12 protein-coding genes are annotated in these 14536 nt (G+C 56.6%); 3 read left to right on the forward strand and 9 right to left on the reverse strand.

The features are described from left to right. Positions 1-3 precede the first annotated feature (3 nt). Positions 4-702, forward strand: a complete 699-nt coding sequence (locus TU74_RS16745) for an OmpW/AlkL family protein (RefSeq protein WP_047295770.1) — start codon at positions 4-6, stop codon at positions 700-702. Positions 703-760: 58 nt separating this feature from the next. Here the strand turns inward: TU74_RS16745 and TU74_RS16750 are convergent, their stop codons facing one another. From TU74_RS16750 to TU74_RS16765, 4 genes are all read right to left on the reverse strand, one after another. After that, positions 761-1690, reverse strand: coding sequence for an NAD-dependent epimerase/dehydratase family protein (locus TU74_RS16750; RefSeq protein WP_047295772.1), 930 nt, complete (start codon positions 1688-1690; stop codon positions 761-763). Further along, a complete protein-coding gene (locus TU74_RS16755; RefSeq protein ID WP_162199720.1) occupies positions 1683-2567 on the reverse strand; it encodes a sugar nucleotide-binding protein in 885 nt (294 codons plus the stop codon). The genes TU74_RS16750 and TU74_RS16755 overlap by 8 nt, the downstream gene beginning before the upstream one ends. A gap of 145 nt (positions 2568-2712) precedes the next feature. Continuing rightward, positions 2713-4827, reverse strand: a complete 2115-nt coding sequence (locus TU74_RS16760) for a mechanosensitive ion channel family protein (RefSeq protein ID WP_047295775.1) — start codon at positions 4825-4827, stop codon at positions 2713-2715. Positions 4828-5001: 174 nt separating this feature from the next. After that, a complete protein-coding gene (locus TU74_RS16765) occupies positions 5002-5907 on the reverse strand; it encodes a LysR family transcriptional regulator (protein WP_048377141.1) in 906 nt (301 codons plus the stop codon). A gap of 109 nt (positions 5908-6016) precedes the next feature. On the opposite strand from TU74_RS16765, the gene TU74_RS16770 reads away from it, so the two are divergent. Further along, complete coding sequence (locus TU74_RS16770) at positions 6017-7207, forward strand: MFS transporter (RefSeq protein WP_048377142.1); 1191 nt, start codon at positions 6017-6019, stop codon at positions 7205-7207. Positions 7208-7290: 83 nt separating this feature from the next. On the opposite strand, the gene TU74_RS16775 is transcribed toward TU74_RS16770, so the two are convergent. The 3 genes from TU74_RS16775 to TU74_RS16785 all read right to left on the reverse strand — a co-directional run bounded on the left by TU74_RS16775 (position 7291) and on the right by TU74_RS16785 (position 11231). After that, entirely contained in the window at positions 7291-8544 is a 1254-nt protein-coding gene (locus TU74_RS16775; protein WP_048377143.1) for an OprD family porin, read from the reverse strand. Positions 8545-8612: 68 nt separating this feature from the next. Further along, entirely contained in the window at positions 8613-9917 is a 1305-nt protein-coding gene (locus tag TU74_RS16780) for a CitMHS family transporter (RefSeq protein ID WP_047295782.1), read from the reverse strand. Between the two features lie 228 nt (positions 9918-10145). Next, a complete protein-coding gene (locus tag TU74_RS16785; RefSeq protein ID WP_048377144.1) occupies positions 10146-11231 on the reverse strand; it encodes a 4-oxalomesaconate tautomerase in 1086 nt (361 codons plus the stop codon). Positions 11232-11397: 166 nt separating this feature from the next. On the opposite strand from TU74_RS16785, the gene TU74_RS16790 reads away from it, so the two are divergent. After that, on the forward strand, positions 11398-12288 hold the full coding sequence (locus TU74_RS16790) for a LysR family transcriptional regulator (protein ID WP_047277858.1): 891 nt from the start codon (positions 11398-11400) through the stop codon (positions 12286-12288). Positions 12289-12478: 190 nt separating this feature from the next. On the opposite strand, the gene TU74_RS16795 is transcribed toward TU74_RS16790, so the two are convergent. Together TU74_RS16795 and TU74_RS16800 are read right to left on the reverse strand one after the other, a co-directional pair. Beyond that, positions 12479-13003, reverse strand: coding sequence for a single-stranded DNA-binding protein (locus tag TU74_RS16795; RefSeq protein ID WP_047277860.1), 525 nt, complete (start codon positions 13001-13003; stop codon positions 12479-12481). A gap of 9 nt (positions 13004-13012) precedes the next feature. Then, positions 13013-14404: an MFS transporter gene (locus TU74_RS16800; RefSeq protein WP_047277862.1), complete on the reverse strand. Its 1392-nt coding sequence runs from the start codon at positions 14402-14404 to the stop codon at positions 13013-13015. Positions 14405-14536: the final 132 nt, after the last annotated feature.

Genomic DNA, 14536 nt, shown 5'->3' on the forward strand with positions numbered 1-14536 from the left:
CCCATGCACAAGTCTTTGCTCAGCGCAGCGGCACTTGCCCTTGCCGTCGTTGCCCCGCTTGCTCACGCGCACACTGAAGGCGACATCATCGTCCGCGCCGGTGCCATTACGGTTAACCCGAAAGCCGACAGCTCCAGTGTAAAAGTGGACCAGGGTCCGCTGGCTGGTCGCGATCTGGGCGGCAAGGCAACTATGAGCAGCGACACCCAATTGGGTCTCAACTTTGCTTACATGGTCACCAACAACATCGGTATCGAGTTGCTGGCCGCTACCCCGTTTGAACACGACGTCAAAATCAAAGGCACTGCCCTTGATCCGGCCAATGGCAAACTGGGTTCGCTCAAACACTTGCCGCCCACTCTGAGCGTCGTGTACTACCCGCTGGACTCCAAGTCCGCGTTCCAACCGTACGTGGGTGCCGGTATCAACTACACCTGGATTTACGACGAGCACGTGGGCAGCCGCGCCAACGCGGCGGGCTTCGATAACTTCAAAGCGAAAAACTCGTGGGGCATGGCCTGGCAGATCGGTGCCGACTACATGCTGACCGACAACATCATGATCAACGCCCAGGCGCGCTACATCGACATCGATACCCGCGCGACCGTGGAAAACAACGGTGTTGCGCCTGGCACTCGTGCCAAGGTCAACGTTGACGTCGATCCATGGGTTTACATGGTGGGCTTGGGTTACAAGTTCTAAGCAATAGCCGAACCTAAAAAGGCGCCTTTCGAGGCGCCTTTTTCATGTGCAGCGTTTACTAGCGACCCAACAAACGCGCCAGGCCTTCACTCATCGGTGTGGTATCGCCCAGCGTGAAACGCTGTAACAGGCGGCTGTTATCGGCACGCGAATGCCGAATGTCACCGGAGCGCGCCGGGCCATAGCTGATCGGTGGCAGCTCACCGACCACTTCACTCAGGGCGGCCAGCATTTGCTTGAGGGTCGTGGCTTGGTTCAGGCCCACGTTGACCGCGCCTTCTTCCACGTGTTCGGCTTCGACTGCCTGCACCAGAATCTTCACCAAATCGCCCACATACACGAAGTCGCGGGTTTGTTCGCCATCGCCAAAGATGGTGATGGGCAGGCCTTTTTCAGCACGCTCACTGAAAATGCTGATCACCCCCGAGTACGGGGAAGACGGGTCCTGACGCGGCCCGAAAATGTTGAAGAAGCGGAAAATCACGGGCTCCAGACCGTGCTGGCGGCGGTAGAAGTCCAGGTAGTATTCGCTCGACAGTTTGTCTGAGGCATACGGGGTGAGCGGCGCTTTGGGGGTGTCTTCGACAATCGACTCGCCTTCGCCGTTGTTACCGTAGACCGCTGCGCTGGAGGCAAAGACCACACGTTTAACGCCCGCTTCGCGCATGGCTTCGCAAACGTTCAAGGTGCCAACAAAATTACTCTGGTGGGTGCGTACGGGGTCATCCACCGAGGCTTGCACCGACGCCACTGCCGCCAGGTGCACCACGGCACGACAGCCGGCCATGGTTGTGGCGACCAGCGCGGCATCGGCCACATCCCCTTCGATCAGTTCGACCTTGGGATTATCCAGCGGCAGGTTGCTGCGCTTGCCGGTGGACAGATCATCCAGGATGCGCACTGCGTAACCCTTAGCCAGCAATGCATCGACCAGATTGGAACCAATAAAACCGGCACCGCCGGTGACGAGAATGGGGGCATCAGCCATGACGATAAAACCTGTCCAGTAGGATCGGGAGGCCAGCGCGCCAGGCGCGGGGCTTGATCCCGAAGGTGTGTAGAATTTTTTTGCACGCCAGCACCGCATGCTGCGGTTCTTCAGCGGCATCGGGGCGTGCGGCGTGCGCTTGGGGGGTCGGGGCTTCGATGGCCAGCGGGTGCAGGTTGCGCGCCTCGGTCAGGATGGCCTGGCCCAGCGCCAACGGCGTAGTGGCCTCGTGCCCGGCATAGTGGTAGGTGCCCCACAGCGGCGCCGCGCAATCGAGTTGTTTGAGTACCGAAATGATCACCCGGGCCGCATCATCGACCGGCGTCGGGTTACCGCGACGGTCATCGGCCATCAGCAACTCGCCCGGTTTTTCAGCCTGTGCCAAAAAGCGTCCCAACGTGCCGTCCGGGCTGTCATCGAGCAGCCAGCCAAACCGCAGCAACACGTGTTGCGGGCAAATGGCACGCACGGTTTGCTCGATCCGCCACAAAGCCTGCCCGCGCAAACCCAGCGGCACAGGTTCATCTTTCTCGCTGTAGGCCGTGGCCCGGGAGCCGTCGAAGACGCGGTAACTGGAAGGCTGGATCAGCGTGATGCTGTGGTGCTGGCACAGTTCGGCCAGGCGCTCAACAGCTCGTTCCTGGGCAGACAGGCGAGCCTCGCTGACAGACTGCGCCTGAAACCAGTCGAAGTAGTACGCAAGGTTGATGACGGCGTCCGGTCGGGTGTCATCGAGCAGTTGGGTCAGACTCGCAGCATCCCAGCCGTCTTGCGGCGGACGCGGGGCCAGGAAGTTGATGCCTTCCTCGGCACCCAGACGAATCAGCGCCTGCCCGAGAGCATTTCCGCCGCCCAATAACATAAGGCGCATTCGCATAGAGTGTGCAGGCTCAGTCTATTCAGAACGGTGATGTATACCAGAAAACCAACCATACAAGCCGTTGGCCATGATCAAGACCCCCGCATTTTGCGGGTTTCTGTGCGTGTCGTCACTGACAAACTGCATCAGTTTCCTACACCGATTATTGCGATGAAGGCGGTGCATCGGTCAGTACCAGCGTGGATCGATGGGCCGCCGCCTCCGCTGGCTGTGGCGGCGTCAGCGTACTGATTGGCGCCAGCAACGCCTGTGGATAGGTTTGGGCGAAGTGAACGTCTTCTGACTTATCCACAAGCTTTTTCAAGCGATCGTTGAATGCCCGTGTGATCGTGCTCTGCGCACCGGACATGGTTCGAAATTGCGCGGTAACCGTTACGCCATCGAGGTTCATGCTGTCCACCCCGAACACCGTCAACGAGCCTTGCAAACTCAGGCTCAGCAGCGGGTCATCGCTGATCTGGCGCCCGGCCTGGCGAATAAGGTCAGTGGCTTTGTCAATGTCCGTGGCATAGGTGAACTGCACGGAAAAGAACGCATAGGCGAACTGACGGGAATGGTTGACCACGGCCTTGATCTGGCCGAACGGCACCGAGTGGACGAAGCCGCGACTGTCGCGCAGGCGCAGGGTGCGGATTGTCAGGCCTTCGACGGTCCCCGCGTGATTGGCGTCCACCACCACCCAGTCACCGACCGAAATGGTGTCTTCAATAATGATGAACAATCCAGTGATGACATCCTGAACCAATTGCTGTGAGCCAAAACCGATCGCCAGACCGATCACCCCGGCCCCGGCCAGAAACGGCGCAACGTTCACGCCCAGATTGGCCATGGTGGTGATGGTGCACACCACCACCAGAATCACTTTGATGGCATTGCGCAGCAACGGCAGGATGGTTTTGATCCGGGTACTCGGTTCGCGCGTGCCACGCCGGTTGGTATTGGGTTGCAAGGCTTGTTGAATCGAGGTGTCCAGCACCACCCACGTCAGCCAGGTCACCAACAGGATCAAGAGGATATGCCCGAGAGAATCGCTGATGACCTTGCCGGTGCTGCTATCGGACGCAAACGCCAGCAGCGAAAAGCCCCAGATTTGCGCCAGCAGTTCTATAAACGTTACGGCCAGCGCAATGCGCAACAGCGCGTACATCACCGTCATCAAACGCTCTCTGTAAGCGCCGTTGCGGTTGGCGTGGGTGCTGAACCAGTGATGCAGGATTGTGCTCAGGAACACGGTGCCGATTAACAGCCCGGAGGTCAGTAACGCGTTGCGTAACGCCTGTTCACTGCCCTCACCCACGCCAATCAGATTCAGCATCGAGACCAGCAGCATCAGCAGGATTGGCCAGTACCAGAGCGCGGAGAAAATGCGCAGCGACTCTTGCAGCGCCGGTTGTCCCAGGCGCTGGGCCAGTGCGCGGTTACGAATCAGGTGCGCCACCGGACGCCGCAACTTGATGGCCAAAAAAGCGAACACACTGCACGCGATCAGGCCGGTCAGTACCGACAGGCAACTGGCGATGTTGCCGCCCAATTGGCCAGCGATTTGCGGGCTGTTCATGGCATCGCTGAACGCTGCAAAAAAACCGATGATGAACAAAGGCCGCAGCGAATAGCGGCGAATAATCTCCACTGCCCGTCGCTTGTGGCCGACATAAAACATCGAACTCAGCGACAACACCAACGCCGTGCAAAATACGCCAGCGCTGCTGGCATAGGAAAGACTCAGCGCCAGCGAGCGGCCCATGGAATCATGCAGAAAACGACTCGCGTAGAGGGTCAACGGCAAGGCGATCAAGGCCGGGGCTAAATACGAAGCGCAGTACTGCGTCAACGTCTGCAAGCGCGGGCGATTTCGCAGGGGGCGGGTTGTGCTCGCATACCGCGCCACCAGACGGCCGCCGAACCACGCAGCGGCAAAAATGCCGATCCATACCACGGATAACCACACGAAATCGGCGACACCACTCCAAGAAGGATGAGTCGCAGCCTGCTCCACCAAAACGCCGACTTCATCGGCGGCCCGCTCGGAGCGCAGTCGCCAGCTGTCCAGTAAGTGCATGCTCAGACCGAGCTGACCTTGCATCTCGTCCATGCCGGCACCCAGCGCGCCCAGCAAGCCACCGTCTACCAAAACCGGCGGCTTGCCGTCGGTTTCCTCAGCTTTGATGACGGATGACAGCGTGGGCGCAGCCTGCAAGATTCCATTGCCTGTCAGCAACAGGATAAGCAGCAGAAAAACCGTTTTGAAATGGGACAAAACCGGGGTGACCTCCTGGGCGTCTGTAGTCAACTGATCGATAGAGCTCAGCGAAGTTCGATTTCAGTCGCCTCGCTGTTTTCTGGTTACAGCGTAGTCAATCACTAGGAAGACTTCGCACCTTCGCCAGAAAACCTTCTTACAGAGCACTCAGACAAACCTTTCGAGGTACTTTTAGGCCGTCAACGCGGTACCTAAGGCCTCCAGCACGACGCCGACCCTGGCCTGGGATTGGCGACGCTTGAGCCACAGTAAGTGGATGGGCGATCCGTCCGTCGCCAGATGCGCCAGCACTTGCACCAGTTTTCCCTGGTCCAGCGACGCTTGCACCAGCCACGTCGGCAACTGGGCAATGCCGTGCCCGGCCAGCACCGCAGCGGCCTGCCCTTCGCCGTCACCTATCGCGATGTGCGCCGGCAATAACCGCCGCTCCCGCCCTCCGTGCGGCCCGGCGAACCACCACGGGTTAACGCTGCCATCCGCGCGGCCATACATCACGCAATGGTGGTGCTCCAAATCCTGTTCCGTCCGGGGTACACCGTGCCGGTGCAAATAGTCGGGCGAGGCGCAAAACACCAGGCGCTCGGCCCCCAGATAACGTCGACCCAACGCCTGTGACAGCAGATCCGGCCCACCTATGCGCACGACAATGTCGATGTCTTCTTCGACCGGGTCCACATAACGGTCCGAGAACGAGATATGCGGCTGCAACAAACCATGCTCGCGCGCGCAAGCCAAAATAGCCCCCAACGCATGCAGGCGACCGTAGGCAGCAGGCAGGTCAATGCGCACCTGCCCGACGGGCTCGGTACTGTGCGCGTGCAGCGACAACTCAGCCTCTTCCAGCTCACCCAGCACGTTGGTGCAGGTGCGGTAAAACCTCACCCCGGCCTCCGTCAGTGACAACGTGCGGGTGGTTCGATTGAACAGTCGGATATCCAGCCGCGCTTCCAGTCGGGCGATGGCTTTGCTGATGGCCGAGCGCGTGAGGTTTAAACGCTCAGCGGCACCGGTAAAACTGCCGGTTTGTGCAACAGACACAAAAACATCCAGCCCTTTCAACCGCTCTGAAGAAAACATCGCGCCTCGTTATTAGGGAATTCAATTCATCGGATTGCGTAGTTTATAGCCGCAATCAGAATTTACTTCTCCAATAAGCTGACGCCCTGTTTTTTTTGAGCTTCTGACCATGCCCTCTACCTCTCAGGCCCCCTCCACGGCCGCACCCACAACGCATTCACACACGGCAGTTCAAATCGCCATCATGGCCATTGCCGCCTTTGTGATTGTGACCACTGAGTTTCTGATCATCGGCCTCTTACCTGCGCTGGCGCGCGACTTGAATGTCTCGGTGACGCTCGCTGGCCAGTTGGTGACGTTATTTGCTTTCACGGTGATGCTGTTCGGCCCGATCCTGACGGCACGGCTGGCGCACATTGATCGCAGGCAGTTGTTCACCTGTATTTTGCTGGTGTTCGCTGCGTCGAATGCGCTGGCAGCGGTGTCCGCCAACATCTGGATTTTGGCGATTGCACGGTTTATTCCCGCACTGCTTTTACCGGTTTTCTGGGGCACGGCGAGCGAAACAGCCGGACAACTGGCCGGTCCGGCGAATGCCGGGAAAGCGGTGGCCAACGTGTACATGGGTATTTCGGCGGCACTGGTTTTCGGTATCCCGCTGGGCACGCTGGCGGCGGACGCCATTGGCTGGCGTGGCACCTTCTGGATGCTGGCCGCGCTGTGCCTGTTAATCGCCGCACTGATGCGCAGCTCTATGCCGACCTTACCCGCCGCGCCCCAGCGCAAACAGGGTGAAAAACAAACGCTGATCTTCAAGGACCCGCGCTTTATCGCCCATGTCGCGCTGTCTGTCCTGAGCTTCACGGCCATGTTCACGGCCTACACCTACCTCGCAGATACCCTCGAAAGCCTCGCGGGCATCTCGCCCGGTCATGTGGGTTGGTGGCTGATGGGCTTTGGGGCCGTCGGCATGCTCGGCAATCACATCGGCGGACGCCTGGTCGATCGCAGCCCATTGGGTTCGAGTGTGGTATTTCTCGCGTTACTCGCTGCCGGCATGCTGGCCGCCACGCCACTGGCGACACAGCACACAGGCTTGATGGTCGCGTTGGCTGTGTGGGGCATTGCGTATACGGCACTGTTCCCCATTTGCCAGGTCCGGGTCATGCGAGCAGGCGCCAAGGCTCAGGCATTGGCCGCGACGATGAACATTTCGGCCGCTAACGCGGGTATCGGGTTAGGTGCGATCTTCGGCGGCCTGGGGATTCGTCACTATGGGCTGGAGTCTCTGGGGGTTATTTCAACGGCTATTGCTGGCGTAGCCATTGTGCTTGCTGTGCTGTTGATGCGTCGTCGGTAGTGCGATTAACACGCTCCCCCCTGAACGGCGGCGAGCGTGTTCACAACTGACGTGTCTTGCCTGACCTGAGCGAGCCCTCGGGCTTACCACAGCGCGATATCGTAAGTCAGGTAAAGACGATTACTGTCCCTGCCCCGCGCCCCATCGGAGCGGTAAACATAATTACGCATTTTTAAGCCCACGCCTTTAAGCGCCCCGCTTTGCACAACATAAGCCAGCTCTGCGTCGCGCTCATGTTCGTGCAACTGCGCGGACCCAGTCTTGCCATTTCTCCCACTCAAGTAGCGGCCAGATAGCGTCAAGCCAGGTAAACCCACTCTTGAAAAGTCATAGCCGTAACTGAGCATCCAGGTCTTTTCGTCTTCATGAACGAACTTGCCTATTCCGGCGTTGCTAAAGGAGTACACGCTCGCACCCGTGATGTACGGTAAACCGGCTTGGCCATTGAGCACTTGATAACCGGCGCCGACCCGGTGGCCTGCGATCGAATAGCTCAGCAGGCCACTGAGCAAGGTATTGTCAATTGCATCGGCCTTCTGCATTCCAGCGTCAACACTACGAAAATAACGAACATCGGTCGTTAACAGGCCTGTTCCCCATTGCTGATCGTGCTGTACCGAAGCGAAATGCTGTCTGTAAAAGTTGTCCAACTGGGCGTAGAAATACCCTAACCGGGTACGTTCACCCAGTGTGTATTCACCGCCTATAAATGAGAAGGGCGCCCCTTGTCCCGTAAAACCGTTGGGTGTTATCGAGCGGCTATCCGAGGAGTCCCTTAACTTGAATTGATTCAGGCGCCCGCCCGAAAGTGTCAAGTTATCAATGTCGGTACTGGTGAACAGTGTTCCCTGATAAGTCTGAGGTAAAAGGCGCGCATCGTTGTAGATCAAGACCGGCGTTTTGGGCAATACAGATCCGTGTTGAACGGTGGTGTGTGCAAACCGGACTTTACCGGCGATGCCCAGACTGGCGAACTCATCGGCGGCTTGTCCATCTGAGCCTACAGCAAGCAAACCAGTGCCACTGCGCCCTTTGCCAGAGTCCAGCTTAAAGCCTGTCAGCCCCAATGCATCTACACCAAAACCAACCGTGCCCGGTGTAAACCCGGACTTGAAGTCCAGTAGAAAACCTTGAGCCCACTCTGTTCGCTCACTCTTCGCGTTTTTAGCCGCGCGGGGGCTCAGTCCGTTCTCATCCCGAAAATTTTCATTGAAGTAAACGTTTCGCAACTGAAGTTTCAAATGACTGCCGTCAATAAACTCCGTCGCGTTGGAATTGATGAACGGTGAAGCACTCAGGGACGTAACAAGGACACCCCGCAGTAGAAGTTCTTTCATGACACGACTCTTTTTATTATTGGAACTGCATGGGCCTGTCACCCGAAGCAGGTGTTATGCAAAAAACATCAGATCCACAGTGTCAAAGCCCCTGTTAAAAGCGCGATGGCGGTCACCACGAGCGAGGTGAGCACCGCCCACTTGCAAGCCGCTTTCTGAAAATCCCCGATATTGCAGTCGATCATGCCCATCAGCAGTAACGTAGAGGCGACCAGAGGGCTCATCAAATGAACGGGCTGCCCTAAAATAGAGGCCCGTGCAATTTCCAGGGGGCTAATGCCGTAGATAGCTGCCGCATTGGCAAGGATGGGGACAACGCCGAAGTAATACGCGTCATTGGACAGTACAAAGGTCAGTGGCATGCTGGTGAGGGCCACAATAAGAGGAAACAGATGGCCCCAGTCTGGGGGGATCCACTCCACTAATGTGTGTGCCAGGGCATCTACCATCTTGGTGCCTGAGAATATCCCTGCAAAGATGCCGGCACCAAATACCAGTACCACCACGGTCATGGCATTACCGGAGTGGGCGAGCAGGCGCTCTTTTTGTATGTCCAGTTGTGGGTAATTGATCATCAATGCGCACACAAACCCGATCAAAAACAGGATGGCGGAGTGCATCAATCCCATGACCAAAGCCGTCATCACCGCGATAACCAGCATCAAGTTGATGTAGGCCAGCCGGGGGCGCTTATGCGGGGTATCGTTCAGAATGGCTTTGATGTAGCAATCGCTGCCACCGCTGGACAAAAGCACATTGCCAATACGTTTGCGCTCTCTGCGTCCCAATAGAAAGGCGGTGAAAACAACCCAGAGCGCCCCACCGATCATGGTGGGCAATAACGGGATGAAGTACTCCCCGGCATCAAGGCCCAGCGCCGCTATGGCTCGCGTGGCCGGCCCGCCCCACGGGGTCATACCGCTCATGATGCTCAGTGACAACATCGCAATGATGCCCAAGATCATCGGGTTCATGCCAATACGCTTGTATAAGGGCAACATTGCAGCGCAGGTGATCATGTACGTGGTCGTGCCGTCCCCATCCAGCGCAACGGTCAATGACAACAGTGCAGTACCTATAGCAATCTTCATCGGGTCCCCATTAACCCGCTTCAGGATTTTGCGGATCAACGGATCGAACAGGCCCGCATCAATCATCAAGCCAAAGAAAAGAATGGCAAATAACAACAATGCTGCCGAAGGCGCGACCATTTTCACGCCATCCAACATCATTTTTCCGGTTGTACCGCCGAACCCCCCGATCAGCGCAAATGCAATCGGTACTAGTGTCAAGGCAACTATCGGCGAAAGGCGCTTGGTCATGATCAGCAACGTGAACACGACCACCATGGCCAACCCCAGTAAGGCGAGCATAGATTATTCTCTTATTGTTATAGATGAAGTAATCGACAACCACGTGTTAAGCGGCATTTAACCGTTACAGAGACTCGGTACAACTTACACCCCTACAATGAACCTTATAGGCACTGCGCAGCGGTACATAATTACAGCACACGTCAAAAAGCGAATTAATAACTTTCATGACATCACCTTTTTTAGAATTATTTTGAGGTACCTGCTTAAAGCGGACGTTACTTAAAGTCACTCACTCGTTCGTTTTCGTGAGGGAAAGGCATATACGTATCCGGAAAACAATCGACGTGCTGTTCGTACAACAGAAGCGCAAATAATTCCGCCGCTCACGCCGGTGTAAGACAACATGACATCGATACCGCCGCCTGGGTGTTCAATGCGCACGTGTTGCTGACGTGGCTTGCAAGCCGTACCCAGCATCTGTGCTGCGACGCTTCCTTGGCTAACACAGGCGGTCGCCAGGCCAATCGAACCGGTAATGGCCAAGGCACGATGACAGGCGTGAGGCATGAAATACCTGACTAGAAGCGTTCCACCTGCTTTGGCGGGTGCTATCAACACAGGTTTGGGGATGACCCGTTCACTCACATCGCCCAACCCCATTGCCGCGCCAGCACGCAGGCGCAGGGCTTCCAGGCGGTGCAGAAATGTCGTATCGGCATCGAGTTCTACCGGCGATTCATCACCTTGCTTACCCAGGTGCCGAGCCTCAACGATCACCATCGGCATGGCCATGTCGATGCAGGTCACAGGAATGCCGTCAAATTCGTCTTGAACATTGCCCGTCGGAAACAGCGCGCCTGTCTTGCTACCGGCAGCATCCAGAAAGGTAAGGTGAACAGCCGCCGCGCTCCCCGGCACGCCATCAATGGTTGTCTGCCCTTCATAAGTCACCTTGCCTTGTGGCGTCTGTACTTGAGCGGTGACAAATGTATGGGTGTTCAGGTTACGGATACGCACCCGGGTTGTAGGACCGTCGGGTTTTACCAGGCCTTGTTCAATAGCAAACGGGCCAACTGCACAGAGCATGTTGCCGCAGTTAGGCGTCGTATCAACACGGCGCGTTGAGACCATCACCTGGACAAAAAGATAATCGACATCTGCATCAGGGTGGCGCGAAGGACTGACGATGGCCACTTTACTTGTTTGAGGACTGCCACCCCCGATCCCGTCAATCTCCAACTCGTGACCCGACCCCATCAACGCAAGCAATAACTCATCTCGTTCCGTCATTGAATCGGGTAGATCATGCGCGAGAAAAAACGCTCCCTTTGAAGTACCACCGCGCATTAGAACGCATGGAACACGCTGCATAATTAGTAACTCTTTTTAAATTAACTTATTGAATTATTTCCTTGCGAAGAGAGTGACAGGGAAGCAATAGTGTTTCCAATGCAAAGATTTCAACCATTATTGCGTTTCACAAAATAATAATCCCAAGCCACTTCCGATGAAGCTGACCTTTCTGGCGAGAAAAACTATGGAATACGAACTTCAAGACATTCGCTCTTTCGTTAAAATCGCAGAACTCGGCAGTTTTCACGAAGCGGCTGATGCACTTCATCTTTCTCAGCCTGCGCTAAGTCGCCGGATAAAAAAACTTGAAGAGGGGTTGGGGACTGCTCTGCTTGATCGAACAACGCGCAAAGTGAGTGTGACAAGTGTAGGGCGCGATTTTTTACCCAAAGCGCGCAGACTGCTCGATGACTTTGATGACTCGATTCTTAATATTCGGGAGTTGGCTGAACGACGAAGCGGTCGTGTCACGCTGGCTTGTATCCCCACGGCAGCCTTCTATTTTTTGCCTTCAGTGATCCGGCTCTACAACGAGCGTTATCCTAAAATCCATATTCGATTGTTAGACCTGAGCGCAAACGACGGCCTGGAAGCCGTACTGCGTGGCGAAGCCGATTTTGGTATCAACATGATGAGTGGCCAACACCCGGATATCGAGTTTGTAACCTTGGTCAATGAGCCGTTTGTGTTGGCCTGCAGACGAGACCATGAGCTGGCCAATTGTGCGTCTGTAAAGTGGTCGCAACTCAGTGAGTATCGGTTGATTGGCGTGGGCCGCTTAAGCGGAAACCGCATGCTTTTAGACCATGCTTTGTCGAGTTTAAGCTGGCGACCGAAGTGGTTTTATGAGGTTCAGCACCTTTCAACCTCATTGGGTTTAGTCGAAGCAGGACTTGGCGTATCGGTGATGCCCAGTCTGGCAATGCCAACGGGCGATCATCCCACACTGGTCAGCGTCCCCTTGATTGAGCCCGTGGTAAATCGCTCATTGGGTCTGGTGTATCGCAGAGGTGCGTCTCTGTCTCCGGCGGCAGAAAAGTTTGCCTCGATCTTGCTTGAGCAGTGGCCTCAATAAGTGTCTGCCGTTCTACAAGTGCAAACCTTAGGCAAAACCACAGTTTCAAAACGCCGCATTGCTCTGCAACCCCTTGGTTTTCCATGCACGGCCGACATGCCTGTAAGGCATCGCGCACCAATGAAAAAGCCCCAAAAACAGCGTTTTCGGGGCTTTGGTCTAAACCTTACAAAATTGTCTTAGGTAAGTCCTAGAACGGGATATCGTCATCAAAGCTGTCGAAATCAGGGGCTGGCTGTTGAGCCTGCTGTTGCGGCGCCGGACGCGACTCGCGCTGTGGCTGCTGCTGCGGTGCCGGGCGTTGAGCCTGCTGACGCGGCGCGGATTGCTGGTAGTTGTTACCGCCACCCTGATTTTGCTGGTCGCCTTGTGGGCGGCCGCCGAGCAGTTGCATGGTGCCTTGCATGTCGACCACGATTTCAGTGGTGTAACGCTTGATACCGTCTTTTTCCCACTCGCGGGTTTGCAGCTTGCCTTCGATGTACACCTGCGAACCCTTACGCAGGTATTCGCCAGCAATTTCGGCTACTTTGCCGAACATCGATACACGGTGCCATTCCGTCTTTTCAACTTTCTGGCCGGTTTGCTTGTCAGTCCACTGTTCGCTGGTTGCCAGACTCAGGTTGGTCACGGCATTACCGTTAGGCAAGTAGCGAACTTCGGGATCCTGGCCGCATGTGCCGACCAATATAACTTTGTTAACCCCACGGGCCATAACGTTCTCCTAGGCTTCGCACGTCGGCGCCGGGTTGACCAGCTGCTCGAGTGTCGCGCGATCCAATAGTTCGGTGTCCAATTTGATATAAATGGCAGCCTCTTCGGCTACCACCACTGCATCCGTTACGCCTGCAACGGCCTTTAAACGCTCGGTCAAACCTGCTTCGCGAAGCGCCTCAGGCGACAGCGGCAAGCGCAGGCTGGTTACATACGGCGGTTCGCGCATGGTAACAGCAAAGGCTAGCCAGAGTGCAGCCAGACCTGCGCATCCCAAGAACACAACCGACAGACCGCCATGCTGAAACATCCAGCCGCCGAGTATGCCGCCCAATGCCGACCCCAGGAACTGGCTGGTAGAGTAGACCCCCATCGCCGTGCCCTTGCCGCCCGCCGGTGACACCTTGCTGATCAGCGAAGGCAACGAAGCCTCCAGCAGATTGAACGCGGTGAAGAACACCACCGTGCCGATCACCAACGCACGCAAGCTGTCGCCGAACTGCCAGAAGAATAGCTCAGTGAGCATTAACGTCGCGACGGCACCGAGTAAAACTCGTTTCATTTTGCGTTTCTTTTCGCCGTAGATGATGAACGGGATCATGGCGAAGAAAGAAATCAACAACGCGGTCAGGTAGACCCACCAATGCTGCTCCTTGGGCAAACCGGCTTTTTCAACCAGCGCCAGCGGCAAGGCAATGAAGCTGGACATCAACATGGCGTGCAACACAAAAATGCCGAGGTCCAGACGCAGCAGGTCGGGATGGCGCAAGGTCGGCAGCAACGCCTGCCTGGCCACGCCTGACTCACGGTGCTGCAGCGTGCCGGTTGAGCGCGGCACCATGAACATGACGATGACAATCCCCACCAATGCCATGGCCCCGGTAGCCAGAAACAGCCCGGACAAACCAAAGGCGCGGGTCAGCAGTGGGCCCACCACCATCGCGACTGCGAACGACAAGCCGATGGTCATGCCAATCATGGCCATGGCCTTGGTGCGGTGCTGCTCGCGGGTCAGGTCTGAAAGCAAGGCCATCACCGCCGCAGAAATCGCGCCCGCCCCTTGCAGGATGCGCCCGGCAATCACGCCCCAGATTGAGTCAGAACAGGCAGCCACTACGCTGCCCACTGCGAACACCACCAGCCCCAGGTAGATAACGGGGCGACGGCCAATGCGGTCGGAAATGACCCCAAAAGGGATCTGGAAGATGGCCTGGGTCAAGCCATAAGCGCCAATCGCCAGACCAATCAAGGCCGGCGTTGCACCTGCAAGGTCCATCCCATAGGTCGCCAGTACCGGCAACACCATGAACATACCAAGCATGCGGAAGGCAAACACAAGGGCCAGACCGCTTGCTGCGCGGGTCTCGCTACCACTCATGCGTTCGCTGTGGGGATCGTGCATGGAAAAACCTCGTGTGAACCGGCGGCGATTCTACCAGTCCCATCGAGTAACAGCACACACACGAGCGATGCGCGACGCTTTGTCACGTAAAAGTTATAAAGACCCTTAATGACAACGTGCCATTAAGGACCT

Source organism: Pseudomonas lundensis, from assembly GCF_001042985.1.
Lineage (GTDB): Bacteria > Pseudomonadota > Gammaproteobacteria > Pseudomonadales > Pseudomonadaceae > Aquipseudomonas > Aquipseudomonas lundensis.

What these genes read in the sequence shown, in the direction of transcription:
- TU74_RS16750 (WP_047295772.1), bottom strand. Translation starts at nt 1,690, where the DNA reads ATGGCTGATGCCCCCATTCTCGTCACCGGCGGTGCCGGTTTTATTGGT.
- TU74_RS16780 (WP_047295782.1), bottom strand. Translation starts at nt 9,917, where the DNA reads ATGCTCGCCTTACTGGGGTTGGCCATGGTGGTCGTGTTCACGTTGCTG.
- TU74_RS16775 (WP_048377143.1), bottom strand. Translation starts at nt 8,544, where the DNA reads ATGAAAGAACTTCTACTGCGGGGTGTCCTTGTTACGTCCCTGAGTGCT.
- TU74_RS16745 (WP_047295770.1), top strand. Translation starts at nt 4, where the DNA reads ATGCACAAGTCTTTGCTCAGCGCAGCGGCACTTGCCCTTGCCGTCGTT.
- TU74_RS16770 (WP_048377142.1), top strand. Translation starts at nt 6,017, where the DNA reads ATGCCCTCTACCTCTCAGGCCCCCTCCACGGCCGCACCCACAACGCAT.
- TU74_RS16755 (WP_162199720.1), bottom strand. Translation starts at nt 2,567, where the DNA reads ATGCGAATGCGCCTTATGTTATTGGGCGGCGGAAATGCTCTCGGGCAG.
- TU74_RS16800 (WP_047277862.1), bottom strand. Translation starts at nt 14,404, where the DNA reads ATGCACGATCCCCACAGCGAACGCATGAGTGGTAGCGAGACCCGCGCA.
- TU74_RS16765 (WP_048377141.1), bottom strand. Translation starts at nt 5,907, where the DNA reads ATGTTTTCTTCAGAGCGGTTGAAAGGGCTGGATGTTTTTGTGTCTGTT.
- TU74_RS16790 (WP_047277858.1), top strand. Translation starts at nt 11,398, where the DNA reads ATGGAATACGAACTTCAAGACATTCGCTCTTTCGTTAAAATCGCAGAA.
- TU74_RS16795 (WP_047277860.1), bottom strand. Translation starts at nt 13,003, where the DNA reads ATGGCCCGTGGGGTTAACAAAGTTATATTGGTCGGCACATGCGGCCAG.
- TU74_RS16785 (WP_048377144.1), bottom strand. Translation starts at nt 11,231, where the DNA reads ATGCAGCGTGTTCCATGCGTTCTAATGCGCGGTGGTACTTCAAAGGGA.